Here is a 22,763-nt window from a genome sequence, read left to right as displayed (position 1 = left end):
TCATTCTGTCGGAAGTCGGCCGACACGAGGGGGAACACGTGGACCTGGACGCCTACGACGCGGTGCACCGCGACCGGTGGGACGAACTCGACCGCCTCGCACGCGCCCGGCACGCCACCGGCGCCGACGTCGACCGGCTCGTCTCCGGCTACCAGGCGGCCGCCACGGACCTCGCGCGCATCCGCGGTGCGGCGCCGCGCACGGCGACCGGCGACCGGCTCTCACTCATCCTGTACCGCGCTCGCCTCCGCTTCACCGGCACCCCGGTGGACCCCCTCACGGCCCTCGCGCTGTTCTTCACCCGGCAGCTGCCCGCGGCGCTCTACCGGATCCGCTGGGTGACGATCTGGGTCGCACTGGCCACCGCCCTGATCGGGGCGATCGTCGCGGTCTGGATCACGACGACGCCGGGGGCGACGGCGACGTTCGGCACGCCGGAGGCACTCCGCCAGTACGCCACGCAGGACTTCGTCGACTACTACTCCGACCACGGCCTCGGCGCGTTCACGGCGCAGGTCTGGACGAACAACGCCTACATCGCCGCGACGATGGTCGCGTTCGGCATCACGGGGGTGTTCGTGCCGTTCTCGATCATGCAGAACGCCGTCGGGCTCGGCGTCTCCGCGGCGATCATGCACTCGCAGGGTCGCCTGGCCGACTTCTTCCTGTACATCGCGCCGCACGGGCAGCTCGAGCTGTACTCGATCTTCCTCGCCGGTGGCGCGGGACTCATGATCTTCTGGTCGTGGGTCGCCCCCGGCCCGCACCGTACCCGGGCACAGGCCCTCGCCGAGGACGGCCGCGCCCTCATCACGATCGCGGTCGGCCTGACCCTGACCCTGCTGCTGTCCGGGCTGGTCGAGGGCGTCGTCACCCGCCAGGACTGGCCGTGGCCGATCAAGATCGGCATCGGCACGGTCGCCCTCGTCGCGGTCCTCGCCTACCAGTGGGTGCTCGGCGGTCGCGCGTACCGGGCGGGGGAGCGCGGCGACGTCGAGGAGTTCGAGCGCGGCACCTCCGCCCTGGTCGCCGGCTAGCGTCCGGTCCGGATCAGAGCCGGCCGGCGGCCTTCGCGCGCAGGTACGCGTCCGCGACGAGCGGCGGGACGTCCTCCGGGGCGCCACGCACGACCTCGGCACCGGCGCGCCGTGCGACGTCGGCGGCGCCGTCGGCATCGAGCAGGGTGCGTTCGGCGGCGGCCCGCCGGTACACGTCGCGTTCCGCTGACGGGAGGCCCGGCACCCGTCCGCCCCGCGGCGTGCGGATCGTCGTGGCCGGGTCCACCCCGCCGCGTGCGGTCCGGTGCACCGCCGGGTCCTCGATGCTCGTCACCACGACGGCGTGCCGCCGGGTGAGCCGCGGCAGCACCGCCAGCAGGTCGCCCGAGGCGCCGACGGAGTCGAGGCTCGACGCCAGCACGACGAGCGCCCGTGAGGTCGTGATCGAGTCGACGAGCGCCGGCACCGCGGACCAGTCGGTCGCGGCGAGTCCGGGTTCCGCCATCGCGAGGGCCTCCCCGAAGCGCTGGACCACGTCGGTGCGGGTCGCCCCGTGCACACGATCGTGGACGGTGTCGTCGAGGACGGCCAGGTCGACCCGGTCGCCGGCGGCCGCGGCCAGGGCGCCGAGGAGCAGTGCGGACTCGATGAAGGTGTCGAGGCGTGGTTCGTCCCCGACCCGTCCGGCTCCCGCGCGTCCGGCGTCGACGATCACGACGACCCGCCGGTCGCGCTCCGGGCGCCAGGTCCGGACGACCAGGTCTTGCCGCCTGGCGGTCGCACGCCAGTCGATGGAGCGGACGTCGTCGCCGCGGACGTAGTCGCGCAGCGAGTCGAACTCGGTGCCGTGGCCGCGCAGCTGCAGCGTGGTCTCACCGTCGAGCTCCCGCAACCGGGCCAGTCGTGACGGCAGGTGTCGTCGGGAGCGGAACGGCGGGGTGACGACGAGCTCGCCGGGGGCCGCGACGACCCGCTGCCGTGCGGCGAGTCCGAGCGGCCCGAACGCGCGGACCGCGACGCCGTCCGTGCGACGTCGGCCGCGGCGGAACGGCGTGAACCGCATCCGGGCGGTCCGCCGTTCGCCCGCGGGGACCGTCATCCGGATCCGTCGGGGGCGGTGGCCGGCCGACGGCTCCCACATGTCGCGGACGACCCCGCGGAGCGTCCGGCGGCCGTCGTTCGCGAGCACGAGCGTGCCGTCGGCGGCGGTGTCCCGACGCGCGAGCCGTGGCATCCGCCGTTCGATGCGCACCCGGGTCAGGTCGGCGGCGAGCAGCACGTCGAGGGCGGCGGCCAGCACCACGACGACGACCCACGCCAGACCGGCCCACCCGCTGGCGAGCAGCACGGTGGGCACGATCGCGACGGCGAGCAACGCGACGAACCGGCCGGAGATCGCCACTAGATCGGCACCCGCACCTGTTCGAGCACCTGTTCCAGCACCCCGTCGCCGCCGACGCCCTCGAGCTCGGCGTCGGCGGCCACCCGGAGCCGGTGCCGCCAGACCGGCAGGGTCATCGCCTGCACGTGGTCCGGCGTGATCGCGTCGTAGCCGGTGAGCCACGCCCACGCCTTCGCCGCGGCGAGCAGGGCGGTGGCACCACGCGGGCTGACCCCGACCCGGACGGACGGCGCCTGACGGGTGGCGCGGGCGAGGTCGACGATGTACGCGAGCACGTCGTCGCGGGCGCCGACGGCACGGACGGCGCGCTGCGCGGCGATGACCTCGTCGACACCCACCACGGGGGTGATCCCGGCGGATCGGACGTCCCGCGGCACGAAGCCGTCGGCGTGGCGGCGGAGGACCTGCCACTCGACGTCGCGCGGCGGGATGTCGAGCGTCAGCTTCATCAGGAAGCGGTCGAGCTGCGCCTCGGGCAGCGTGTAGGTGCCCTCGAACTCGATCGGGTTCATCGTGGCGGCGACGAAGAACGGGTCGGGCAGCAGCCGGGCGTCGCCGTCGACGCTGACCTGGCGTTCCTCCATCGCTTCGAGCAGGGCGGACTGCGTCTTCGGCGGCGTGCGGTTCACCTCGTCGGCGAGCAGGACGTTCGTGAAGACGGGGCCTTCGCGGAACGGGAACGTCCCGGTGGAGGCGTCGTACACGAGTGACCCGGTGACGTCGCCGGGCATCAGGTCCGGGGTGAACTGGATCCGCTTGGTGTCGAGGGACATCGCGGCGGCCAGGCTCCGGACGAGCAGGGTCTTCGCGACGCCGGGCACGCCCTCGAGCAGGACGTGTCCCTGCGCCAGGAGGCCGACGATCATGCCGGACACCGCGCCCTCCTGCCCGACGACGGCCTTCGCGACCTCGGTGCGGACCCGCCCGAAGGCGTCGCGGAGTCCGGGGTCGTGCGGCGCGCGGTCGTCGTGCTGGGTGTGGTCGGGGGCAGCTGGCAGGTCGGTCACGGTCGTGCTCCTGGTCGGTCGTGGTCGGTGCTGGGACGGTCGCCGGAGGTGGCTCGTCGGACGGCCCGTTCGAGTTCGTCGAGCGCGCTCGTGCCGTCGACGAGTGCGCGGTCGTCGGTGGTCGGGCCGCCGACGAGGACGGCGCCGACGCGGTCGTGGGGGATGCCGGTCGCGCGGGCGGCGGCGCGGACGACGTCGTCGACGTGCGCGGAACGGGGGAGCCCGAGCAGGCGACCGATCCGACGCACCGCGGCGACGCGCAGGGTGTCCAGGGCGTGGGTGCGGTCGTGGGTCCTGGCGTACATCCGGGCCCGGCCCTCGGTGGTCTCGGCGGCGCGGACCACCACGGGCATCCGCTCGACGACCAGTGGTCCGAGCCGTCGGCCGCGCCACACCGCGGCCGCGACGGCGACCAGGGCGAGCAGCGCGATGCCGCTCGGCACCCACGGCGGGGCGAGCTCTCCGAGCGTCGGAGCGGCGTCCGGCGCACCGACGGTCGGCGTGTACCAGGTGAGCGTGTCGTCCGCGCCGAGCAACCCGAGCGCGAGCGCGGCGTTGCCGGCGGTGGTCACGGTGTCGTTCCGGAAGGCCGACGTGGTGCCCACGAGTGTGACGTCGCCGCCGCGGGTGGTGGTGCGGACGAGGCCCCAGGCACGGTCGTCGCCGCTGCCGGACGGTGCGCACCGGTCCGCGTCGGGATCGTCGACGGTGTAGCCGTACCCGTCGGTGGACACCCGCGCGGCGGACGCGGCCGCCGGGATGGCGCAGGACACGGTGGACACGGTGTCGCCGCCCTCGGGCACGGTGGCCGTCGTGACGTCGAGTCCGAACGACCCGTACGGCGTCGAGTCGACCCCCACCAGCACGACGTGCTCCGCGGTGCGCGCGATGCGTGCAGCGACGGCGGGGTCGAGGACCCCGTCGGAGTCGTCGACGAACACCGTGCCGCCGTCGATGTCGGCGGCGCTGTCGGTGACCGAGACCGCCGTGCCGCGCTGTTCGAGGACACGGACCAGCGCCGCCGATCCGCTCGCGGTCGTCGAGGTCGGGTCGAGGGGGCGCCGCTCCGGCGGCTCGGCGCCCTGCACCACGGCCGTGAGCACCGCGAGCACGACCCCGACGAGCACGATGGCGGCCCAGAAGCCGAACCGGAACCGTCTGCCCTCGCGCTGGTCCGGCTCGGACGCAGGCGTGCGCGGCACCGTGGTGACGGCGCTCACGCGGGCACCGCCGGCTCCGGCGACCGGACCGGCCGGGCCTGGCGGACGGCCCGTTCGGTGTCGAGGACGCGTCGCGCGGTGGACTCGTCGGCATCGACGCCGAGGTACCGGACGGCGTCGAAGGCCGTCGCGGCGTCGTCGAGCGCCGCCGTCGCCGCCGGGAACGGCACGGCACCGCGCGTCGCGATGGTCCGGGCCGTGGCACCGGGGACGTCGGGCACCAGGTCGCGCTCACCGAGCCCTCGGGCGATCGCGCGGAAGCCGTCGAGCACCGCGGCGGACCAGTCACCCCGACGCAGTGCCGCCTGGGCGGCGCCCTGCAGTTCGCGGGCGGAGCGCAGGTCGTCGTCGTCGAACACCCCGCCAGTGTCGTCTTCTGCGGTGCGGGCGCGACGTCGGGGGAGTCCGCGGGCGACCACGACGAGCACGACGACGGCGACGAGCACCACGATCGCGATCACCAGGGCCGTGCGGGCGGCGACGGGGGAGTCGAGTCCGTCGGCCCGGAGCGACCCCAGCCAGTCGAGGAACGAGCGGGACGCGCGGTCCCACCACGTCACGTGCGCGCCGTCGTACGCCGACCGGTCGAGTTCGCGTTCGAGCAGGCGGCGGGCCTCGTCGGGGTCGACCGCCGTCATGCGCGTCCGTCCGGTGGGCGGTGCTGTCCCTGCTGCGGGGGAGCCGGCCACTGCTGCTGCGGCGGTTGCTGCCCGGGCCATGGCTGCTGGGCCTGCTGCCCGGGCCATGGCTGCTGGGCTTGCTGTCCGGTCCACGGCTGCTGCCCGGTCCACGGCTGCTGCTGCCACGGCGGACGGGCCACCGGTGCCGACGGGGCGAACGGGTCGGACGGCTGCCCGGTGTCCAGGTGCGACGCGATCCGCTGGTCCAGGGCCTCGGTCCGGATCCGCCGGTCGATGGTCAGGAACGTCACCACCGCGGCGCTCAGCACGTCGGTGATGCACTGCACCGCGATGGCGAGCAGGCTGCCGATGACGATCGCGACGAGGGCGCCGGCGCCGACGCCGGAGGACGCGCCGGTCTGCCCGAGCGGGTCGAACACGCCGCCGACGAGCACGGCACCGATGGTGAGCGGCGCCGAGGCGATCGACGCCGCGACCCCGAACATCACCTGCACGAGCAGCAGGATGCCGAAGGTCCGCCAGAACGCCCCGCGGGTGAGCCGCCACGACTGCGCGGCCGCCGCGAAGACCGGTCGGCCCTCGAGCGCGATGGTCGGCACGGTGAAGGCGAACCGGATGCCGAGCCACGTGAGCACGACACCGAAGCCGAGCACCATCACGAAGGCCGCCAGGACGAACCACCCGGCGCCCGAGCCCCCGGCACCGAGCGCTGCGAAGAACCCGAAGAACACCAGGGCGACGGCGATCCCGATCACCAGGCCGGCGCCGACCTGCACGAGCATCCACGCGACGACGGACCACCGGCGACCGGCGAGGAGCGCCCACAGGCCGCGGAACGTCGCCCGTCGTCCGAGCACGCGCTGCCCGGTGTCCGCGGCGACGGGAGCGACGAGGAACCCGCGACCGAGGTACGCCAGGAACGGCAGGCCGATCGTCAGAAGGATCCACAGCGTCACCGAGCCCGCGACGATCGTGTCGCCACCACCGCTGCCGTCGAACGCCGTCATCATCCGCGACTGCAGCGCCTGCTGGCCGAACGTGCTGACGAGCGTGGAGAGCAGCCCGAGCACGCCGCTGAGCAGCACGCTCCAGAGCAGTAGCACGCGGGCGTTGCGGCGGAAGACCGTGAACGCGCCGCCGAGCACGTCGCCGAACCCGAGGGGGCGGAGGGGGATCACCGGACGCGAGCCGGCAGGGGGTCGGCTGCCGGGCGGTCGACCCGGCCCCGCGGCGGGCGGCGGCGGCGCGGAGAAGCGGGGCGGGCCTCCCGGCTGCCCCTGCCACGCGCCCTGCTGCCCGGAGCCCTGCTGCCCGGCACCCTGCTGGTCGGCGCCCTGCCGTCCACTGCCCGGCGTCTGCCAATCGGACATGACCTCGGCCCCCTTCGTCGTGTCGGTCCGCGCTGCGACGCGCGCCCCACGTCCATCCTGGCGGAAAACGCCGCGTGACGGGGCCTCGGCTATCGTGAGGGGACACGTGCCGAACCGGCACCACCCGCACGCCACACGGAGTCCACATCACATGACACCGCGCATCCTCGTCGTCGACGACGACCAGGCCCTCGCCGAGATGATCGGCATCGTCCTCCGCTCCGAGGGCTACGAACCCGAGTTCAGCGCCGACGGCAACGACGCCGTCGACGCGTTCCACAGCACCAAGCCGGACCTCGTCCTGCTCGACGTCATGCTCCCGGGCATCGACGGCATCGAGGTCTGCAAGCGCATCCGCGCCGAGAGCGGCACGCCGATCATCATGCTCACCGCCAAGAGCGACACCGCCGACGTCGTGCTCGGCCTCGAGAACGGTGCCGACGACTACGTCGTCAAGCCGTTCAACCCGAAGGAGCTCGTCGCCCGGATCCGCACCCGGCTCCGGCCGAGCGCGACCGACGCCACCGTGCTGCACGTCGGCGACGTCACGGTCGACGTCGCCGGGCACGAGGTGCGCCGCGGCGACACCGTCATCGCGCTCACCCCGCTCGAGTTCGACCTGCTCCGCGCGCTCGCCGAGAAGCCGAACCAGGTCTTCACCCGCGAGATGCTGCTCGAGCAGGTCTGGGGCTACCACTACAAGGCCGACACCCGCCTGGTGAACGTGCACGTCCAGCGCCTCCGCGCGAAGATCGAGCACGACCCCGACAACCCGAAGACCGTCACCACGGTCCGCGGCGTCGGGTACCGGGCCGGAGGAGCCTGACCACCGTGCCACCAGCCCCGCCCGCCGCCGGCACCGCTCCCGGCACGGCCACGGTGTCGATCGGTGTGGTCGGCCGCGGTCGGCGACGCATGCGCCGCTGGGTCCGGCGCGGCTGGCGGCCCGTCGCGTACGTGTGGCGCCGGTCGCTCATGTTCCGCTCGGTCGCCATCACCGTGATGACGACCGGCCTGGCCGTGGGCATCATCGGCACCGCCGTCATGGTGAGCATCTCGACGAACGTCTACTCGCAGCGCCGCGACCAGATCGAGTCCGAGTCGGCCCGTGCCACCATCGTCGCGCAGGGCATCTTCGACGCCGCCACCGCAGCCGAGGACAACAACCAGTCCGAGCTCGAGACGCTGCAGAACGAGGCGCAGCAGGCGATCCTGTCGAACACCACGAGCCCCGGCGGCACGAGCATCGCGATCGAGCGGAGCCCGAACCAGTCGACGCCGCAGACGCTGCAGACCATCGCCAGCCAGGACTTCCCCGACGCCGTGATCACCGACGCCCTGCGGAAGGAGGTCGGCGCGAACACCGGCAAGCTCAGCCTGCAGCCGGTGCAGCTCCGCGACGACGGCCGCCGCGTGCCCGGGCTGGCCGTCGGCTCGACGCTGCAGATCCCGAGCGCCGGGCAGTACGAGCTCTACCTGGTCTACGACCTCTCCGACGCGCAGCAGACCCTCGACTTCGTCTCGCAGACGCTCTCGATCGGCGGTGTCGCCCTCATGGTGCTCATCGCCCTCGTGACCTCGCTCGTGGTCCGGCTGGTCGTCGTCCCGATCCGTGAAGCCGCCGAGACGAGCCGGAAGATCGCCGCGGGGCGCCTCGACGAACGGATCCCGGTGCGCGGTCAGGACGACCTGGCCACCCTCGCCCGGAGCTTCAACGGCATGGCCGAGGCCGTGAGCCGGCAGATCACGCAGCTCGCCGAACTCTCCCGCGTGCAGCAGCGCTTCGTGTCCGACGTGTCCCACGAACTGCGCACCCCGCTCACCACCATCCGGCTCGCGGGCGACATGCTGTTCGACTCGCGGCACGCGTTCGAGCCGTCGGTCGGGCGGTCCGCCGAGCTCCTGCACGCCCAGGTCGAGCGGTTCGAGCTGCTGCTCGCCGACCTGCTCGAGATCTCCCGCTACGACGCCCAGGCCGTGCAGCTCGACACCGAGCCCTCGGTGCCGGCCGCGCTCGCCGCGGACATCGTCGACGAGTTCCGTCCGCTGGCCGAACGCGCCGGCATCGACCTGCAGCTCGCCACCCCCGGCGGGCACACCACGATGCGGCTCGACGCCAAGCGGGTCCGCCGCATCCTGCGCAACCTGGTCGGCAACGCGATCGAGCACGGCGACGCGAAGCCCGTGCAGGTCGTCGTCGACAGCGACGCCCGGACGGTCGCCATCGCCGTCCGCGACCAGGGCGTCGGCATGCCGCCGGAGGACGCCGCCCGCGTGTTCGACCGGTTCTGGCGCGCCGACCCGAGCCGCAAGCGCACCATCGGCGGCACCGGACTCGGCCTCGCGATCAGCCTCGGCGACGCGAAGCTGCACGGTGGCCGGATCGACGTGTGGTCCCGCCCCGGCCAGGGGTCGACGTTCGTCCTCACCCTGCCCCGCAACGAGCAGGTCACCGCGGCGACCTCCGCCATCCCGCTGCCCGAACTCGACGAGTCGTACGACGGCCCCCGCGCCGTGCGAGAGGAGTCCTGATGCGTTCCCGTCCCCGCCTCCGGCACGTCGTCGCCGCCGCCCTGGCCGCCGTCAGCGTCCTCGCGCTCACCGCGTGTGCCGCGATCCCCGTCGACGGCGCGGTCCGCACGGGGCAGACGATCAAGGACGAGTCGCTGTCCGGCGTGGACTTCCGGCCGGACAAGCCGATCACCGGCTCCGACCAGACCGCCATCCTGCGCGGGTTCATCGCGGCGGCCACGGGTGCGCAGGACAACTACGCGATCGCCCGGCAGTTCCTGGCGTCGGACTTCTCGCAGCAGTGGAACCCGCGGCAGGGCGTCACCATCCGCGACGGCAGCGGGACGGTGGAGCGCGCCGCCGACCGCGAGCTCACGTACACGCTCACCGCGAGTGCCACCGTCGACTCCGAGGGCGAGTACACCCAGGCGGTCCGCCCGACCTCGTCGACGCTGACGTTCCAGTTCACCCGCGAGGACGGCGAGTGGCGCATCGCCTACGCGCCGGACGGCATCATCCTGTCGCCGGTGAGCTTCGACTCGGTGTTCCAGCAGCACGCCCTGTACTTCTACGACCCCACGTTCCGGTTCCTCGTGCCGGACGAGCGGTGGTTCCTCGCCCGATCGTCGACCAGCACCCGCATCGCCAGTGCCCTGCTCGCCGGTCCCGCCGACTGGCTCAAGGGCGCCGTCGTCTCGTCGTTCCCCGAGGGCACCCAGCTCTCGCTGAACGCCGTCACCATCGACAGCGGTACCGCACTCGTCGACCTGTCCAGCGACGCCCTGCGCGCCAGCACCGTGGACCGGGTCCGGATGCGCGAGCAGCTCAGCAAGTCGCTCGCCTCCGTCGCGACCATCTCGTCGGTGTCGATGACCATCGAGGGCGCGAGCCTGTCCGTGCCGGACTCCAGCGGGGCGAACGCGCAGCAGAACCCGGACGTCGACCCCCGCCCCCTCGTTGAGGACGACGGCGTCGTCGGCTACGCCGCCACCGGCACCGGCAAGGTGTCGAAGCTCGGCGGTGGCGTCGGCGACACGATCGCCGCGCTCGACCCGACGTCGATCGCGCTCTCCGCCTCGGGGACGACCGCCGCCGTGGGCAACCGCGACGGCGCGGTCGTCGTGCGCGGCAAGGACCACCTGCGCGTCGACGCGCGCGAGGACCTGGTCGCCCCCGCGATCGACGACCTCGGCTTCGTGTGGGTCGGCGAGCGGTCGGACACCCGCCGGATCACGGCCTACGGCCTCGGCGGCGACCCGCACGACGTCGCCACGTCGCTGCCGCGCGGTGACCTGGTCTCGTTCCAGGTGTCGCGTGACTCCACCCGGGCGCTCGCCCTGATCGAGACCGCTGACGGGCCCGGTCTTTACGTGATGGCGATCATCCGCGGGTCCGACCGGTCGCCGACGTCGTTCGGCGCCGCGGTCCGCGTGCAGGCAGCGGCCGGCGACGCCGTCGGGGCGACCTGGGTGAACGACACCGATGTCGCGTCGGTCGGACAGACGACGTCCGGCCCGAACATCGTGCGGACGACGATCGGCGGGCAGTCGAGCACCCTGCCGAAGCCGGACGGTCGTGCGACGTCGATCAGCGGCGGGAGCGGTGGAGCGCTGCTCCTGCGGATGTCGAACGGGTCGGTGCTGCAGTCCACGGGCGGCGGCTGGGACACCACCGGCGTCACGGCGCACGTGCTCGGCGTCCAGCGCTGACGCGGGAGGCGCGTCCGCACCTGCCCGGTGCGTCCGTCCCTCCACACCCACCCCGACCGGGAGGCCCGTCCACCGTCCGCACCGCCGGCCCGCGCCCGCCGTGCGGTCACCGTCACACTCGGTGCGTGCGCACCACAGATCGTCCCACCCCGCTCCGTCCCACCCCGCTCCGTCCCACTCCGTGGCGTGACGCTGCGCTCGCGGTGCTCGGGTTCTTCCTGCCCGTCGCGTGCCTGGGCTGCGGACGACCGGACCGGGCGCTCTGTCGGACCTGTCGTGCGGCGCTCGACGCACGTCCGCGCCGGGTGCGCCTGGTCGCCGGCGTCCGGCTCGACGCCGCGTTCGAGTACGAGGGACTCGTCCGCACCCTGCTGCTCGAGCTGAAGCTCCGTGGGCGGGTCGACGTCGCACGGCCGCTCGGCACCAGGTTCGGCGCCCTCGTCCGTACGGCGCTCGCCGAGGCGTCCGCGGGGACGGTCGTCCTCCGGATCCCACCGTCGCGGGCCGGGGCACGGCGACGCGGCTTCGACCCGGTGGTCCTGCTCCTCGCCCGCGGCGGCGTCCACCGCACCGGTCGACTCCGGCGGGTCCGGGCCGGCCCCACCGGCAAGGGACCCGGGCAGAAGGAACGGACCGCGACCGAGCGGGTCGCCGCGACCGTCGGCACCCTGCGTGCCCGCGGGGTCGACGGCCGCGACGTGGTCCTGGTCGACGACGTCGTGACGACGGGCGTGACGATGGCCGAGGGCGTGCGGGCTGTCCGGGTCGCGGGCGGCCGGGTCGTCCGCTGCGTCGCCGTCGCGAGCGTCGAGGACTGACGGCTCGGTGAACACCCGGTGTCCACTGTGTGTCCGGTGAGTGTCCGGCGGACTCGCCGGTGCACCGTGACGCCGGACCAGCGGCGGGTCTAGCCTCGCGACAAGGCGTTCGGGTTCGCCGGATGGAGGCGACGCGCCGAAGCTCGATGGGAGCCGCGACATGGACGTGACGATCACAGGCCGGAACGTCGGGGTCACCGACCGATTCCGCACCTACGTCGAACAGAAGTCCGAGAAGATCGACGTGCTCGCTGACCGAGCGCTGGCCTTCGAGGTGCGCATCAGCCGCCACCACGAGAAGTCCGGCGGCAGCCAGGGCGAGGACCGCATCGAGCTCACGCTCATCGGTCCAGGACCCCTCGTGCGTGCGGAGTCCGCGGCGTCCGACAAGTACGCCGCCTTCGACCTCGCCTTCGCCCGCATCATGGAGCGTCTGCGTCGTGCCCGTGACCGCCGCAAGGTGCACCGCGGCCGTCACCGTCCGACCTCGGTGGCCGAGGCCGCCGGCAGCGGCTTCGACGGCATGGGCGTCGTCCCGGCCGACGGGCGGCTCATCGAGGACGTCGCCACCGGAGCCGTCCCCGTCGTCGACACCGGTGCCGACGCGCCGGAAGAGGACGACACCGAGGTCTACAGCCCGGTAGTCATCCGGCACAAGGTGTTCGAGGCGGCGCCGATGACGCTCGACGACGCGCTGTACTTCATGGAGCTCGTCGGGCACGACTTCTACCTGTTCGTGGACGCCGAGACCCACCGTCCGAGCGTCGTGTACCGCCGCAAGGGCTGGGACTACGGCGTGATCGGCATCGACGACCAGACCGGCGCCGCCGCGACGGCCGGGGCCGAACCCGCTGCTGCGATCGCCTGACCCGTCACCGGGACGAACCGTTCCGCACCGTGCGCGGCCCGTTCGCGGGCCGCGCACGCCCGTGCCCCCACACCGGCGTCCCTCACAGCGCACGGCGCTGGCGGGTTGCTAGCATGACTGGTCGATCGGTCGCGCAGGTCGCGCACGACGACCCCGTAAGGAGCTCACGTGGCAAACGTGCTGGAGAAGGTCCTCCGCATCGGCGAAGGACGAACCCTCCGCCGGCTGAAGGCGTACGCCTCGGCGATCAACGACCTCGAAGACGACTTCTCGAGCCTCAGTGACGAGGAGCTCCAGGACGAGACGAAGGAGCTGCGCGAGCGGTACGCCAACGGCGAGACCCTCGACGACCTGCTGCCCGAGGCGTTCGCCGCGGTGCGGGAAGCAGCGAAGCGCACCCTCGGCATGCGGCACTTCGACGTGCAGCTGATGGGTGGCGCAGCCCTGCACCTCGGCAACATCGCCGAGATGAAGACCGGTGAGGGCAAGACCCTCGTCGCGACCACGGCCGCGTACCTCAACGCGATCCCCTCGCGCGGCGTGCACGTCATCACGGTCAACGACTACCTGGCGTCGTACCAGTCCGAGATCATGGGCCGCGTCTTCCGAGCCCTCGGCATGACGACCGGCTGCATCATCGCCAACCAGACGCCCGTCGAGCGCCGTGAGCAGTACGCCGCGGACATCACCTACGGCACGAACAACGAGTTCGGCTTCGACTACCTGCGCGACAACATGGCGTGGCAGGCCTCGGACATGGTGCAGCGCGGTCACTTCTTCGCCGTCGTGGACGAGGTCGACTCGATCCTCATCGACGAAGCCCGCACGCCGCTCATCATCTCCGGTCCGTCCTCGGGCGAGGCCAACCGCTGGTTCACCGAGTTCGCCTCGATCGCCAAGCGCCTCACCCCGGGTGAGGACTACGAGGTCGACGAGAAGAAGCGCACCGTCGGCGTGCTCGAGCCCGGCATCGAGAAGGTCGAGGACTACCTCGGCATCGACAACCTGTACGAGTCGGCGAACACCCCGCTCATCTCGTTCCTGAACAACTCGATCAAGGCCGTCGCGCTGTTCAAGCGCGACAAGGACTACGTCGTGATGAACGGCGAGGTGCTCATCGTCGACGAGCACACCGGTCGCATCCTGATGGGCCGCCGCTACAACGAGGGCATCCACCAGGCGATCGAGGCGAAGGAGAACGTCGAGGTCAAGGCGGAGAACCAGACCCTCGCCACGGTCACGCTGCAGAACTACTTCCGCCTGTACCAGAAGCTCTCCGGCATGACCGGTACCGCCGAGACCGAAGCGGCCGAGTTCATGTCGACGTACAAGCTCGGCGTCGTCCCGATCCCGACGAACAAGCCGATGCAGCGCATCGACCAGACCGACCTGGTCTACAAGAACGAGAAGTCGAAGTTCGAGCAGGTCGCCGAGGACATCGCCGAGCGCCACGAGCAGGGCCAGCCCGTCCTCGTCGGCACCACGAGCGTCGAGAAGTCCGAGTACCTGTCGAAGCTCCTCGCCAAGAAGGGCGTGAAGCACGAGGTCCTCAACGCGAAGAACCACGCTCGCGAAGCCGCGATCGTCGCCCAGGCCGGTCGCCTCGGTGCCGTGACCGTCGCCACGAACATGGCCGGTCGAGGCACTGACATCATGCTCGGCGGCAACTCCGAGTTCCTCGCCGTGCAGGAGATGCACGCCAAGGGCCTGTCGCCGACCGAGACCCCCGACGAGTACGAGGCCGCGTGGGACGAGGTCTTCGCCCGCGTCAAGGCCGAGGTCGAGGTCGAGGGCGACAAGGTCCGCGAAGCCGGTGGGCTCTACGTCCTCGGCACCGAGCGCCACGAGTCGCGCCGCATCGACAACCAGCTGCGCGGTCGTTCCGGCCGCCAGGGCGACCCCGGCGAGAGCCGTTTCTACCTGTCGCTCACCGACGACCTGATGCGCCTGTTCAACTCCGGCGCTGCCGAGAGCCTGATGGGCCGCTCGAACGTGCCGGACGACCTGGCGATCGAGAACAAGCTCGTCGGCCGTGCGATCCGTTCCGCCCAGGCGCAGGTCGAGGGCCGCAACGCCGAGATCCGCAAGAACGTCCTCAAGTACGACGACGTCCTGAACCGCCAGCGTGAGGCGATCTACAGCGACCGCCGCCACATCCTCGAGGGCGACGACCTGCACGACCGCGCGCAGTCGTTCCTCAAGGCCGTCGTCGACGACGTCATCGACACCCACACCGGCGAGGGCTCGCCGGACGACTGGGACCTCGACGCCATGTGGACCGAGCTCGGCACGCTCTTCCCGATCTCGATCTCCATCGACGAGGTCATCACCGAGGCCGGCTCGAAGGGCAAGGCGTCGCGCGACTTCCTCGGCCGCGAGATCTTGTCCGACGCCCAGCTCGCGTACTCCAAGCGTGAGGAACTGCTCGGCGACGAGGCGATGCGCGAACTCGAGCGTCGCGTGGTCCTGTCGGTGATCGACCGCCGCTGGCGCGACCACCTGTACGAGATGGACTACCTCAAGGACGGCATCGGCCTCCGTGCGATGGCGCAGCGCGACCCGCTGGTCGAGTACCAGCGCGAGGGCTACGCACTGTTCCAGACGATGATGGGGCAGATCCGCGAAGAGTCGGTCGGCTACCTGTTCAACCTCGAGGTCCAGGTGCAGTCCGATGGCGAGAACGCCGTGATCGAGGCCAAGGGTCTCGACGAGGACGAGGTCTCCGGCCTCGAGTACTCGGCCCCGTCGATCGACGGCGAGGTCGAGGTCCGCGACGAGAAGGGCCGCCTCGAGCAGGCCGCCACCGCTCGGGCGCAGCGGGCACAGGCCGAGGCCGAGGCGGCTGCCGAGCCCGAGCAGGGTTCCGCGTTCGGCAACGCGGCCACGGCTTCCGGCCAGGCCGCTGCGAGCAACCGCGCCGAGCGTCGTCAGGCGTCGAAGAAGTAGTCCGCGTGCGCGACAGCGCATCGTGAGCAGAAGTGGTCGGGTCCCGCATCGGGACCCGACCACTTTGCTCACCAAGCGCGCCGGCCGACGGACGGGAGGCCCGTGGCGGCATCGCCACGGGCCTCCCGTCCGCGTCGGGCACCTACAGGACGCCGATCGCGGTCGCCCGCCAGCGCCCCTGCCGCGTCTCCAACCGCATCGCCACGGCGCGGGCGTGGCTGCGTGTGTGCACCACGACGGTCGCCTCGGCGACCCCGTCGGCCGGCCGGCAGACGAGCACACTGCCGACGCGGAGTACCGGGCGTGCGCGCGACCGTCGACCGACCGATCGGGCGTGGGCGGCCACAGCGGCCCGCTGCTGCAGGTGCCGGTGGACGTCGTCGGTGATCCACCGGGCGATGCTGTCGACCTCGCGCGAACCGGTCAGCACCTCGGCCACGCACAGGCCGAGGGCTCGAGCGGTCTCGGCGGGGTCGGGCGGGCCGGTGGACGGCTCGTCGACGGGCGGCGGTTCGACGATCGTGAGCGGTGGCGGGTGCACCGTCGTCGTCGCCTGTTCGATCCGGTGTGCCTGCTCCGCCACCCCTGCCCCTTCCGTTGCTGGAGCGAGCGTATGGGGCGTGCAACATGCGAAATACGAAGGCGTTGGGCCTGTGGAGAGGGCGATGTTGTCCACAAGTCAGCGCACCTAGACTGGCGGAGTGTCGACCCTCAGTGACCTCGTCCTCGCGCAAGGCCGTTCCTCCGAAGCCGACGTGGAGTGGCTCCACCTGCTCGTGGGGGACTGGCAGCTCCTCGCCGACCTGTCCTTCGCCGACATGGTCCTGTGGGTGCCGACCTCCGAGGACGGCTCGTTCGTCGCCGTCGCGCACGCACGGCCGAGTTCCGCGGCGACGCTGTTCTACCGCGACATCGTCGGGCAGGAGATCCGCGAGGAGTGGCGCGGCCAGGTGACCGAGAGCTTCGCCGGCGCCCGCGTCGTCGACTCCGCCGAGCCCGACTGGTACGAGGACACCCCGACCCGGGTCCGAGCGATCCCGGTGCTCCGCCGCCTCAGTGCGAAGAGTGCCCAGACCACCGAGCGGCCGATCGCCGTCGTGACCCGGCACTCCAACCAGGACGAGATGCGGACGCCGAGCCGCCAGGAGCTCAACTTCACCGCGAGCGCCAACGACCTGTTCGGCATGATCGCGACCGGGGACTTCCCCGACCTCGGAGCACCGGCCGGCCCGCGTCGTGGTGCTCCCCGCGCCAGCGACGGCCTGCTACGCCTCGACACCGCCGGCATCGTCACCTTCGCGAGCCCGAACGGGCTGAGCGCCTTCAACCGCATGGGCTTCGAGGGCGAACTCGAGCGGAAGTCCCTCGCCGAGGTCACCACCGAGCTCATCGGCGCGCAGCTCGACGTCGACGAGTCACTGCCCCTGGTCGTCACCGGCCGCGCGCCGTGGCGGGCCGACGTCGAGTCGAAGGGCGTCACGGTCTCCCTGCGCTCCATCCCGCTCCGCGACCACGGCGACCGCATCGGCGCGATCGTGCTCTGCCGCGACGTGTCCGAGCTCCGCCACCAGGAGCGCGAGCTCATCACCAAGGACGCCACGATCCGCGAGATCCACCACCGCGTGAAGAACAACCTGCAGACGGTGGCGTCGCTGCTCCGCATCCAGGCGCGGCGGACGCACTCCGACGAGGCGCGGACGTCCCTGCAGAACGCCATGCGCCGCGTCGCGGCGATCGCGGTCGTGCACGACACGCTGTCGAGCGGGCTGAGCCAGACGGTCGACTTCGACGACGTGTTCGACTCGGTGCTCAAGCTCGTCACCGAGGTCGCCGCATCGCACAACACGACCGTGCACCCGAAGAAGACCGGTGAGTTCGGCGTGCTGCCGTCCGAGGCGGCCACGCCGCTCGCGCTCGGTCTGACCGAACTCGTCACGAACGCGGTCGAGCACGGGCTGGACGGCCGTGACGGCGAGGTCGAGATCGTCGCCCGGCGCTTCGACGACCACCTCGAGATCGAGGTCCGCGACAACGGTGTGGGGCTGCCGGAGGGCAAGGTCGGTTCGGGCCTCGGTACCCAGATCGTCCGTACGCTCATCCAGGGCGAGCTCGGCGGCACGATCGACTGGCACACGCTGACCGGCAGCGGCACCGAGGTCACGATCGCCATCCCGTTCCGCTGGCTGACCGCCCCCGCCGCCTAGCCCCTGCGCTGCGCTGCGCCGCGTCCGCTCGTGAGGTTCCGAGATCTGCGCACCTCGGCGTGCGATCGCGCGTGCTGTGGAACCTCGACGGTCGGCGCGCGGCGTGTTGTGGAACCCGGGCGGCTGTCGGACGGGAGGCCCGTGGGCGCGTTGCCACGGGCCTCCCGTCCGTCGTTCGGTCGCGTCTCGGGCCGCGCCGAGGTTCCGAGATCTGCGCATCTCGGCGTGCGATCGCGCGTGTTGTGGAACCTCGACGGTCAGCGCGCGGCATGTTGTGGAACCCCGAGTACCAGCGCACGGCGTGCCGCCCCGCCACGCGCCCCGCGCGTACGACGACGCCCGCCGTCCCCGAAGGGGCGACGGGCGTCGGTGTGTCGGGAAAGCTCCCGGGTCAGGAAGCGCGGCGGGCGCGCGCGGCGCGACGCTTCAGCGCGCGGCGCTCGTCCTCGCTCAGGCCGCCCCAGACGCCGGAGTCCTGGTTGTTCTCGAGCGCGTACTGCAGGCACATCTCGGTGACCGTGCAACGCGCACAGACCGACTTGGCCTTCTCGATCTGGTCGACGGCGGGCCCGGTGTTCCCGACGGGGAAGAAGAGCTCGGGGTCTGCGGTGAGGCAAGCTGCCTTGTCACGCCAGTCCATGTGTGGTGCTCCTTGATGTCGATGCTCGAACGGCAGGCCGGGGCCGAGGTTCGGGGGATCGGAACGCTGACCATGCATGAGGCATGACGGGACAACTGTGGGGAGGAGTCCGCTGGAAGCGAGTCTGACGCCCGCGTGACGCTCGGGGGAGGAGCGACGAACCACGGGAGACGCACACCACATCGTGCCGTCCAAACGACCTCGAATATCGTTCCATACTGGTAGGGGCAAATCAAGGGTTGCGATGCTGGAGGATCACTGTGCACGATGACGACCTGACCGCGGTCGACCGTCCGGAGCGACGCTCGCGCGCACTGATCGGCCTGCTCGTGGTCGTCGGACTCGAGTTCGCGGCCCTGGTCGTGGTCACCGTCGTGCTGATCGTGGAGCTGATCGTCGCGCCCGCGTCGAGCCTCGCGTCCGGCATCGCGCTCACCGTCCTGTCGGCCGTCGCGGCGCTCTGGCTCGGCGCGCTGCTGAACGGCCTCTGGAAGGGCCGCGCCTGGGTGCGCTCGGGGATCATCGTCTGGCAGGTCCTGCAGGGCGCCATCGCGATCGGTGCGTTCCAGGGGGTCTTCCGTGTGCCGGCGATCGGCTGGGTCCTGCTGATCCCCGCACTCCTCGGCATCACGCTGGTGCTGTCGCGGTCGGTGACGGTCGCGCTCGCGCGTCCCGTGGAGTAGACGCGACCGACAGGCGGACGGGAAGTGCGGTGCCAGCTGGCACCGCGCCTCCCGTCCTGCCGTGGTCCGGTCCTCAGACCAGGCCGAGCTTCTTCCGCAGGCTCGCCACGTGTCCGGTCGCCTTGACGTTGTAGAGCGGCAGCTGCACGGTGCCGTCCTCGTCGACCACGATCGTCGACCGGATCGTGCCGGTCACGATCTTGCCGTAGTTGTTCTTCTCGCCCCAGGCGGCGTACGCCTTGTGCACCGCCAGGTCCGGGTCGCTCAGCAGCGGGAACGTGAGGGCCTGCTCGTGCTGGAAGGTCTTGAGCTTCGCGGGCTCGTCCTTCGAGACGCCGAGCACCTCGTACCCGGCGGCCTGCAGCGACGACATGTTGTCGCGGAAGTCGCAGGCCTCGGTGGTGCAGCCGGGGGTGGAGGCCGCCGGGTAGAAGTACACGATGACCTTCCGGCCGCGCAGGCTCGAGAGGGCGTGGTCGACGCCGTCCTGGTCCGGCAGGGTGAAGTCGGGGGCGGTGTCGCCGGCGGCGAGACGGTCGGTCATGGTGCTCCTGTTCGCTCCGTGCCCACGAGTGGTCGTGAGCGCGCAGAACCCATGCTATTGTTGATTCCCGTTGCGGCACGGAAGCCGGAACATGCACCTCTAGCTCAATTGGCAGAGCAACTGACTCTTAATCAGTGGGTTCTCGGTTCAAGTCCGAGGGGGTGCACCAGAACACCGAAGGCCCCGACTCATCGAGTCGGGGCCTTCGTTCGTTCCGGGGGCGATCGCGCGTTCGGAACGGGACACGCCCGAGGTGCGTGCGGCGGGCAGATTCAGTCGGCGGCGACGTCGACGACCTGTTCCTCGCCGACGACGAGGTCGACCGCGCCGGCCGAGGCCGCCGCGAGGTCGGCCCCCAACGCGCCGAGCGCGTCGGCCGGCACCCAGACCTCGAACGTCGCCGCCTGCCCGTACGCCGTCGGGCCGAGGGTCGCGTGGTGGTGCCGGACCCAGTCGCGCAGGACGTTGTCGAGCCTGCCGGCCTCGGCGTGCGGGGCGTCGAAGCGCACCTGCGTCAGTGCCTCGCGTCGGACGAGGGCGGCGGCGTCCAGCGCCTCGGACACCGACGTCGAGTAGGCGCGGACGAGTCCGCCGGCGCCGAGCTTCACCCCGCCGAAGTACCGCGTCACGACCGCCACCACGTCGGTCAGCTCGCGGCGGCGCAGGACCTCGAGCATCGGGACGCCCGCCGTGCCGGAGGGTTCGCCGTCGTCGGACGACCGCGCTTGGTCGCCGAGCGTGCCGGTGACCATCGCGGTGCAGTTGTGCCGGGCGTCCCAGTACCGCCGCTTCACCTCGGCGATGACCCGTTCGGCGTCCGCGACGTCCGACACGGGTGCGACGGTGGTGATGAACCGCGACTTCGTGATGACGATCTCGTGCTCGACCGGCTCGGCGATCGTCGCGGGGAAGCTGCGGGCCATGCCACGAGGCTAACGGCGAGCACCGTGTCCGCCGCGCTACCATGTCCTGCACGCACGGCTGGGGAGGAGTCCGACATGGAGACCGGTGATCCGAGGGGCGGGGTCCTGGACGCCGCCGAACTCGCACGGCGCATCAACCTGCTGCTCGACTTCGAGGAGTCCCAGCGCGGGACCCCGGTGCCCTTCGCCTCGATCGAGGAGTACGTCGCCACCCGCGGCGGTTCGCTCTCGCGGGCGAAGTGGACCTACATGCTCTCCGGCGACGGCCGCCGCAACCGCGACACCGGACTCCTGCGCCTGCTGGCCGGGTTCTTCGAGGTCGACGAGCGCTTCCTGCTCGAGGACAGTGACGTCCCCGAGCGCATCGGCGCGCAACTCGCCCTGGTCCGGTCCCTGCGCTCGGCACGGGTGAGCGGGTTCGCCGCGCGGACCTTCCCCGGTGAACTCTCACCCGACGCGCTGCGGCGCATCGCCGAGGTGCTCGAGGAGGAGTCGCAGCGGGGGAGCGTGGCATGACGGACGCGCTGCTCGAGTCCTTCTGGGCACGCGGCGCTGCCGAGGGCTGGTCGGACGTCGACCAGGCGGTCGCGGCCGCCGCCGACGTCGTCGCGAAGCCGATCATCGTGCGCGAGGAGGCGTTCCTCGCCGCCGAGCCCGTGTGCGGGTTCGTCGCGACACTCGAACACGCGCACGTGATGATGATCTCGCCGACCGCGTCGCCCACCTTCCGGGCGTTCGTCATCGGCCACGAGCTCGGGCACGTCCTGCACCGGCACCAGGAGCACGCACCGCAGTCCGCGTACATCCGCGACGTCATCCCGAACCTGCCCGACTACAAGGTCGAGCGTGCCCTGGCGCGGGGGATGTTCTCGAACGTGTACGAGCACGAGGCCGAGGTCTTCGCCGACGAGCTCGCCACGCTGATCCGACGGCACCGCGGCCGTCCGAGCGCCTTCCGCGGGGTCTTCGGGTGATCGTCGCCGTCGTCCAGGCGGTGCTCCTCATCGCCGGGACGATCGCGCTCTTCGTCCTGCAACGCGGACAGGACCGCACCCTGACGATGACCTTCCTGTTGTTCTCTGCCACCATCGTCACGAACGTCGACCCGCTCTACCGATGGCTCGACCCGCTGCTCGGCGGGCGCAACGTGGTGACCGTGATCAGTGACTGCCTGATGGTCGCCGGCACGAGCACGCTGTTGTGGGGCGTGGCGAAGGCGGTCGGGGCGGCGCGGCCCTGGCTCCGGAACGCCATCGTGGTGTCGTTCGTGCTCGTCGTGGCGGTGATCGTCATCGCCTTCTCCGTGCTGGACAAGCCGACCACCACGACGACCTTCATGCTCGATGCGGGGTCGCACCCGGCGGCGAGCGTGTACTCGATCGCACAGACCGTCTACCTCGGGGTGGCGCTCGGCGCGACGGGCGTGATCTGCGTCCTCCGACTGCGCGAGGCCCGGACGACCACGGACCTGGTCGGCCTGTGGGTCCTGGTGCTGGGCGGCGTCCTCGGCGTCGTCCGGATGGGCGTGGTGGTGGTCATGGACCTCGCACACGTCCTCGGCGACCTGGACCGCATGCGCTCGCTCTCGCTGCCGTACGACGTGACCACGCCCGGCGCGGTGCTCTGCGTGGCGTCCGGCATGCTCCTGCTGGTGGTGGGGCACCGGGTCTCGCAGCGCCGCCGTTCGCGCCGGGTCGACACGGCACTGCGCCGGCTCGCGCCGCTGCACGAGCGGATCGGCGTCGACAACGCCTACCCGACGACGGACGACCCGGCCACGCGGTTGAGCCGCGCGATCGTCGAGGTCAACGACGGGCTCCGCCGGTCGCGTGCGTCGTTGTCCGACACCGAGCGAGCGGCCCTCGCCGAGGCCGAGGCAGCACTCGACACGGCGTAGCCCGAACGGGTGGCTCGACGGTCCTCCGGGCTCCGTGTAGGGTTTGTAGCAAGTGCTACAGATCCTGTGGTTCGTCTGGTGGGACTCGGCCGCGTTGGGGGCGGCCGAGCACCACCGACACTCCGCTCTGGACACGCGTTGTCTAGACTCGGACGGTGCTCGTCTTCGCCGCAGTCGTCCTGTTCATCGGTGCCGTCTTCAACATCGTCACCTGGCCGCGCTTCTTCCAGCGCGTCGCGAAGGACACCCGTGCGCGCGACGCCGCGGGCAAGCCGACGACGTTCTACACGGTGCACCTCGTGCTCCTGCTCATCGCGCTCGCCATCGCCGTCGCCGCGGTCGTCGCCGGGGTCCTGCTGCTGGTCTGAGCAGGTCGCCGTCG

General features: G+C 71.8%; 22 protein-coding genes and 1 tRNA gene. 14 read left to right on the top strand and 9 right to left on the bottom strand.

What is annotated here, in order from left to right:
- Window positions 1–38: 38 nt before the first annotated feature.
- A complete protein-coding gene (locus tag ITJ59_RS13880) occupies window positions 39–1,037 on the top strand; it encodes a stage II sporulation protein M (RefSeq protein ID WP_194651905.1) in 999 nt (332 codons plus the stop codon).
- 13 nt (window positions 1,038–1,050) lie between these two features.
- Here ITJ59_RS13880 and ITJ59_RS13875 read toward each other — a convergent pair whose 3' ends face one another.
- The 5 genes from ITJ59_RS13875 to ITJ59_RS13855 are packed head-to-tail and all read right to left on the bottom strand — an operon-like array spanning window position 1,051 to window position 6,638.
- Complete coding sequence (locus ITJ59_RS13875) at window positions 1,051–2,400, bottom strand: DUF58 domain-containing protein (protein WP_194651904.1); 1,350 nt, start codon at window positions 2,398–2,400, stop codon at window positions 1,051–1,053.
- Window positions 2,400–3,407 carry an AAA family ATPase gene (locus ITJ59_RS13870; RefSeq protein ID WP_416354872.1) on the bottom strand — a complete coding sequence of 336 codons (1,008 nt, stop codon included), beginning with the start codon at window positions 3,405–3,407 and terminating at the stop codon, window positions 2,400–2,402. The genes ITJ59_RS13875 and ITJ59_RS13870 overlap by 1 nt, the downstream gene beginning before the upstream one ends.
- A complete protein-coding gene (locus tag ITJ59_RS13865) occupies window positions 3,404–4,627 on the bottom strand; it encodes a DUF4350 domain-containing protein (protein WP_194651903.1) in 1,224 nt (407 codons plus the stop codon). The genes ITJ59_RS13870 and ITJ59_RS13865 overlap by 4 nt, the downstream gene beginning before the upstream one ends.
- Window positions 4,624–5,265, bottom strand: a complete 642-nt coding sequence (locus tag ITJ59_RS13860) for a DUF4129 domain-containing protein (protein WP_194651902.1) — start codon at window positions 5,263–5,265, stop codon at window positions 4,624–4,626. Before ITJ59_RS13860 ends, ITJ59_RS13865 begins: the two co-directional genes overlap by 4 nt.
- The gene (locus ITJ59_RS13855; protein WP_194651901.1) at window positions 5,262–6,638 is read right to left on the bottom strand and encodes a glycerophosphoryl diester phosphodiesterase membrane domain-containing protein; all 1,377 of its coding nucleotides are present in this window, start codon (window positions 6,636–6,638) and stop codon (window positions 5,262–5,264) included. The genes ITJ59_RS13860 and ITJ59_RS13855 overlap by 4 nt, the downstream gene beginning before the upstream one ends.
- Before the next feature lie 151 nt (window positions 6,639–6,789).
- Here ITJ59_RS13855 and mtrA point away from each other — a divergent pair, with 151 nt between their 5' ends.
- The 6 genes from mtrA (at window position 6,790) to secA (ending at window position 15,490) form a co-directional block, all read left to right on the top strand.
- Window positions 6,790–7,464 (top strand): MtrAB system response regulator MtrA, encoded by a 675-nt coding sequence (gene mtrA / locus ITJ59_RS13850; RefSeq protein WP_123292246.1) that lies wholly within the window; start codon window positions 6,790–6,792, stop codon window positions 7,462–7,464.
- Window positions 7,465–7,469: 5 nt separating this feature from the next.
- Complete coding sequence (gene mtrB / locus ITJ59_RS13845; RefSeq protein WP_194651900.1) at window positions 7,470–9,170, top strand: MtrAB system histidine kinase MtrB; 1,701 nt, start codon at window positions 7,470–7,472, stop codon at window positions 9,168–9,170.
- Window positions 9,170–10,858, top strand: a complete 1,689-nt coding sequence (locus ITJ59_RS13840; protein ID WP_194651899.1) for a GerMN domain-containing protein — start codon at window positions 9,170–9,172, stop codon at window positions 10,856–10,858. The genes mtrB and ITJ59_RS13840 overlap by 1 nt, the downstream gene beginning before the upstream one ends.
- Before the next feature lie 125 nt (window positions 10,859–10,983).
- The gene (locus ITJ59_RS19660; protein ID WP_194651898.1) at window positions 10,984–11,676 is read left to right on the top strand and encodes a ComF family protein; all 693 of its coding nucleotides are present in this window, start codon (window positions 10,984–10,986) and stop codon (window positions 11,674–11,676) included.
- Window positions 11,677–11,836: 160 nt separating this feature from the next.
- Window positions 11,837–12,544, top strand: a complete 708-nt coding sequence (gene hpf / locus ITJ59_RS13830; protein ID WP_194651897.1) for a ribosome hibernation-promoting factor, HPF/YfiA family — start codon at window positions 11,837–11,839, stop codon at window positions 12,542–12,544.
- A 168-nt stretch (window positions 12,545–12,712) separates the two neighbouring features.
- Window positions 12,713–15,490, top strand: a complete 2,778-nt coding sequence (gene secA / locus ITJ59_RS13825; protein WP_194651896.1) for a preprotein translocase subunit SecA — start codon at window positions 12,713–12,715, stop codon at window positions 15,488–15,490.
- A gap of 142 nt (window positions 15,491–15,632) precedes the next feature.
- Here secA and ITJ59_RS13820 read toward each other — a convergent pair whose 3' ends face one another.
- Window positions 15,633–16,073: an Rv3235 family protein gene (locus tag ITJ59_RS13820; RefSeq protein ID WP_194651895.1), complete on the bottom strand. Its 441-nt coding sequence runs from the start codon at window positions 16,071–16,073 to the stop codon at window positions 15,633–15,635.
- A gap of 118 nt (window positions 16,074–16,191) precedes the next feature.
- Between ITJ59_RS13820 and ITJ59_RS13815 the strand changes: the two genes are divergently transcribed.
- Window positions 16,192–17,694, top strand: a complete 1,503-nt coding sequence (locus ITJ59_RS13815; RefSeq protein WP_194651894.1) for a sensor histidine kinase — start codon at window positions 16,192–16,194, stop codon at window positions 17,692–17,694.
- A gap of 391 nt (window positions 17,695–18,085) precedes the next feature.
- Here the strand turns inward: ITJ59_RS13815 and ITJ59_RS13810 are convergent, their stop codons facing one another.
- Complete coding sequence (locus ITJ59_RS13810; RefSeq protein WP_017888820.1) at window positions 18,086–18,334, bottom strand: WhiB family transcriptional regulator; 249 nt, start codon at window positions 18,332–18,334, stop codon at window positions 18,086–18,088.
- Between the two features lie 260 nt (window positions 18,335–18,594).
- Between ITJ59_RS13810 and ITJ59_RS13805 the strand changes: the two genes are divergently transcribed.
- Window positions 18,595–19,017, top strand: a complete 423-nt coding sequence (locus tag ITJ59_RS13805; protein WP_194651893.1) for a hypothetical protein — start codon at window positions 18,595–18,597, stop codon at window positions 19,015–19,017.
- 73 nt (window positions 19,018–19,090) lie between these two features.
- Here ITJ59_RS13805 and bcp read toward each other — a convergent pair whose 3' ends face one another.
- Entirely contained in the window at window positions 19,091–19,561 is a 471-nt protein-coding gene (bcp, locus tag ITJ59_RS13800) for a thioredoxin-dependent thiol peroxidase (RefSeq protein WP_194651892.1), read from the bottom strand.
- Between the two features lie 93 nt (window positions 19,562–19,654).
- On the opposite strand from bcp, the gene ITJ59_RS13795 reads away from it, so the two are divergent.
- A tRNA-Lys gene (locus ITJ59_RS13795) sits at window positions 19,655–19,730 on the top strand.
- A gap of 103 nt (window positions 19,731–19,833) precedes the next feature.
- Here the strand turns inward: ITJ59_RS13795 and ITJ59_RS13790 are convergent.
- A complete protein-coding gene (locus tag ITJ59_RS13790) occupies window positions 19,834–20,484 on the bottom strand; it encodes a YigZ family protein (RefSeq protein ID WP_194651891.1) in 651 nt (216 codons plus the stop codon).
- 75 nt (window positions 20,485–20,559) lie between these two features.
- Between ITJ59_RS13790 and ITJ59_RS13785 the strand changes: the two genes are divergently transcribed.
- The 4 genes from ITJ59_RS13785 to ITJ59_RS13770 all read left to right on the top strand — a co-directional run bounded on the left by ITJ59_RS13785 (window position 20,560) and on the right by ITJ59_RS13770 (window position 22,749).
- On the top strand, window positions 20,560–21,000 hold the full coding sequence (locus ITJ59_RS13785) for a hypothetical protein (RefSeq protein WP_194651890.1): 441 nt from the start codon (window positions 20,560–20,562) through the stop codon (window positions 20,998–21,000).
- Window positions 20,997–21,458, top strand: coding sequence for an ImmA/IrrE family metallo-endopeptidase (locus ITJ59_RS13780; RefSeq protein WP_194651889.1), 462 nt, complete (start codon window positions 20,997–20,999; stop codon window positions 21,456–21,458). Before ITJ59_RS13785 ends, ITJ59_RS13780 begins: the two co-directional genes overlap by 4 nt.
- Complete coding sequence (locus ITJ59_RS13775) at window positions 21,455–22,381, top strand: hypothetical protein (RefSeq protein ID WP_194651888.1); 927 nt, start codon at window positions 21,455–21,457, stop codon at window positions 22,379–22,381. The genes ITJ59_RS13780 and ITJ59_RS13775 overlap by 4 nt, the downstream gene beginning before the upstream one ends.
- Window positions 22,382–22,536: 155 nt before the next feature.
- Window positions 22,537–22,749 (top strand): SCO4848 family membrane protein, encoded by a 213-nt coding sequence (locus ITJ59_RS13770; protein ID WP_194651887.1) that lies wholly within the window; start codon window positions 22,537–22,539, stop codon window positions 22,747–22,749.
- Window positions 22,750–22,763 lie beyond the last annotated feature (14 nt).

It is taken from the genome of Curtobacterium sp. VKM Ac-1393 (assembly GCF_015350995.1).
GTDB lineage: Bacteria > Actinomycetota > Actinomycetes > Actinomycetales > Microbacteriaceae > Curtobacterium.
The sequence above is the reverse complement of the archived record's forward strand: the minus strand, read 5'-3'. Positions and strand labels throughout refer to the sequence as shown.

What these genes read in the sequence shown, in the direction of transcription:
- ITJ59_RS13860 (WP_194651902.1), bottom strand. Translation starts at nt 5,265, where the DNA reads ATGACGGCGGTCGACCCCGACGAGGCCCGCCGCCTGCTCGAACGCGAA.
- ITJ59_RS13855 (WP_194651901.1), bottom strand. Translation starts at nt 6,638, where the DNA reads ATGTCCGATTGGCAGACGCCGGGCAGTGGACGGCAGGGCGCCGACCAG.
- mtrA (WP_123292246.1), top strand. Translation starts at nt 6,790, where the DNA reads ATGACACCGCGCATCCTCGTCGTCGACGACGACCAGGCCCTCGCCGAG.
- ITJ59_RS13840 (WP_194651899.1), top strand. Translation starts at nt 9,170, where the DNA reads ATGCGTTCCCGTCCCCGCCTCCGGCACGTCGTCGCCGCCGCCCTGGCC.
- hpf (WP_194651897.1), top strand. Translation starts at nt 11,837, where the DNA reads ATGGACGTGACGATCACAGGCCGGAACGTCGGGGTCACCGACCGATTC.
- ITJ59_RS13810 (WP_017888820.1), bottom strand. Translation starts at nt 18,334, where the DNA reads ATGGACTGGCGTGACAAGGCAGCTTGCCTCACCGCAGACCCCGAGCTC.
- bcp (WP_194651892.1), bottom strand. Translation starts at nt 19,561, where the DNA reads ATGACCGACCGTCTCGCCGCCGGCGACACCGCCCCCGACTTCACCCTG.
- ITJ59_RS13790 (WP_194651891.1), bottom strand. Translation starts at nt 20,484, where the DNA reads ATGGCCCGCAGCTTCCCCGCGACGATCGCCGAGCCGGTCGAGCACGAG.
- ITJ59_RS13785 (WP_194651890.1), top strand. Translation starts at nt 20,560, where the DNA reads ATGGAGACCGGTGATCCGAGGGGCGGGGTCCTGGACGCCGCCGAACTC.
- ITJ59_RS13780 (WP_194651889.1), top strand. Translation starts at nt 20,997, where the DNA reads ATGACGGACGCGCTGCTCGAGTCCTTCTGGGCACGCGGCGCTGCCGAG.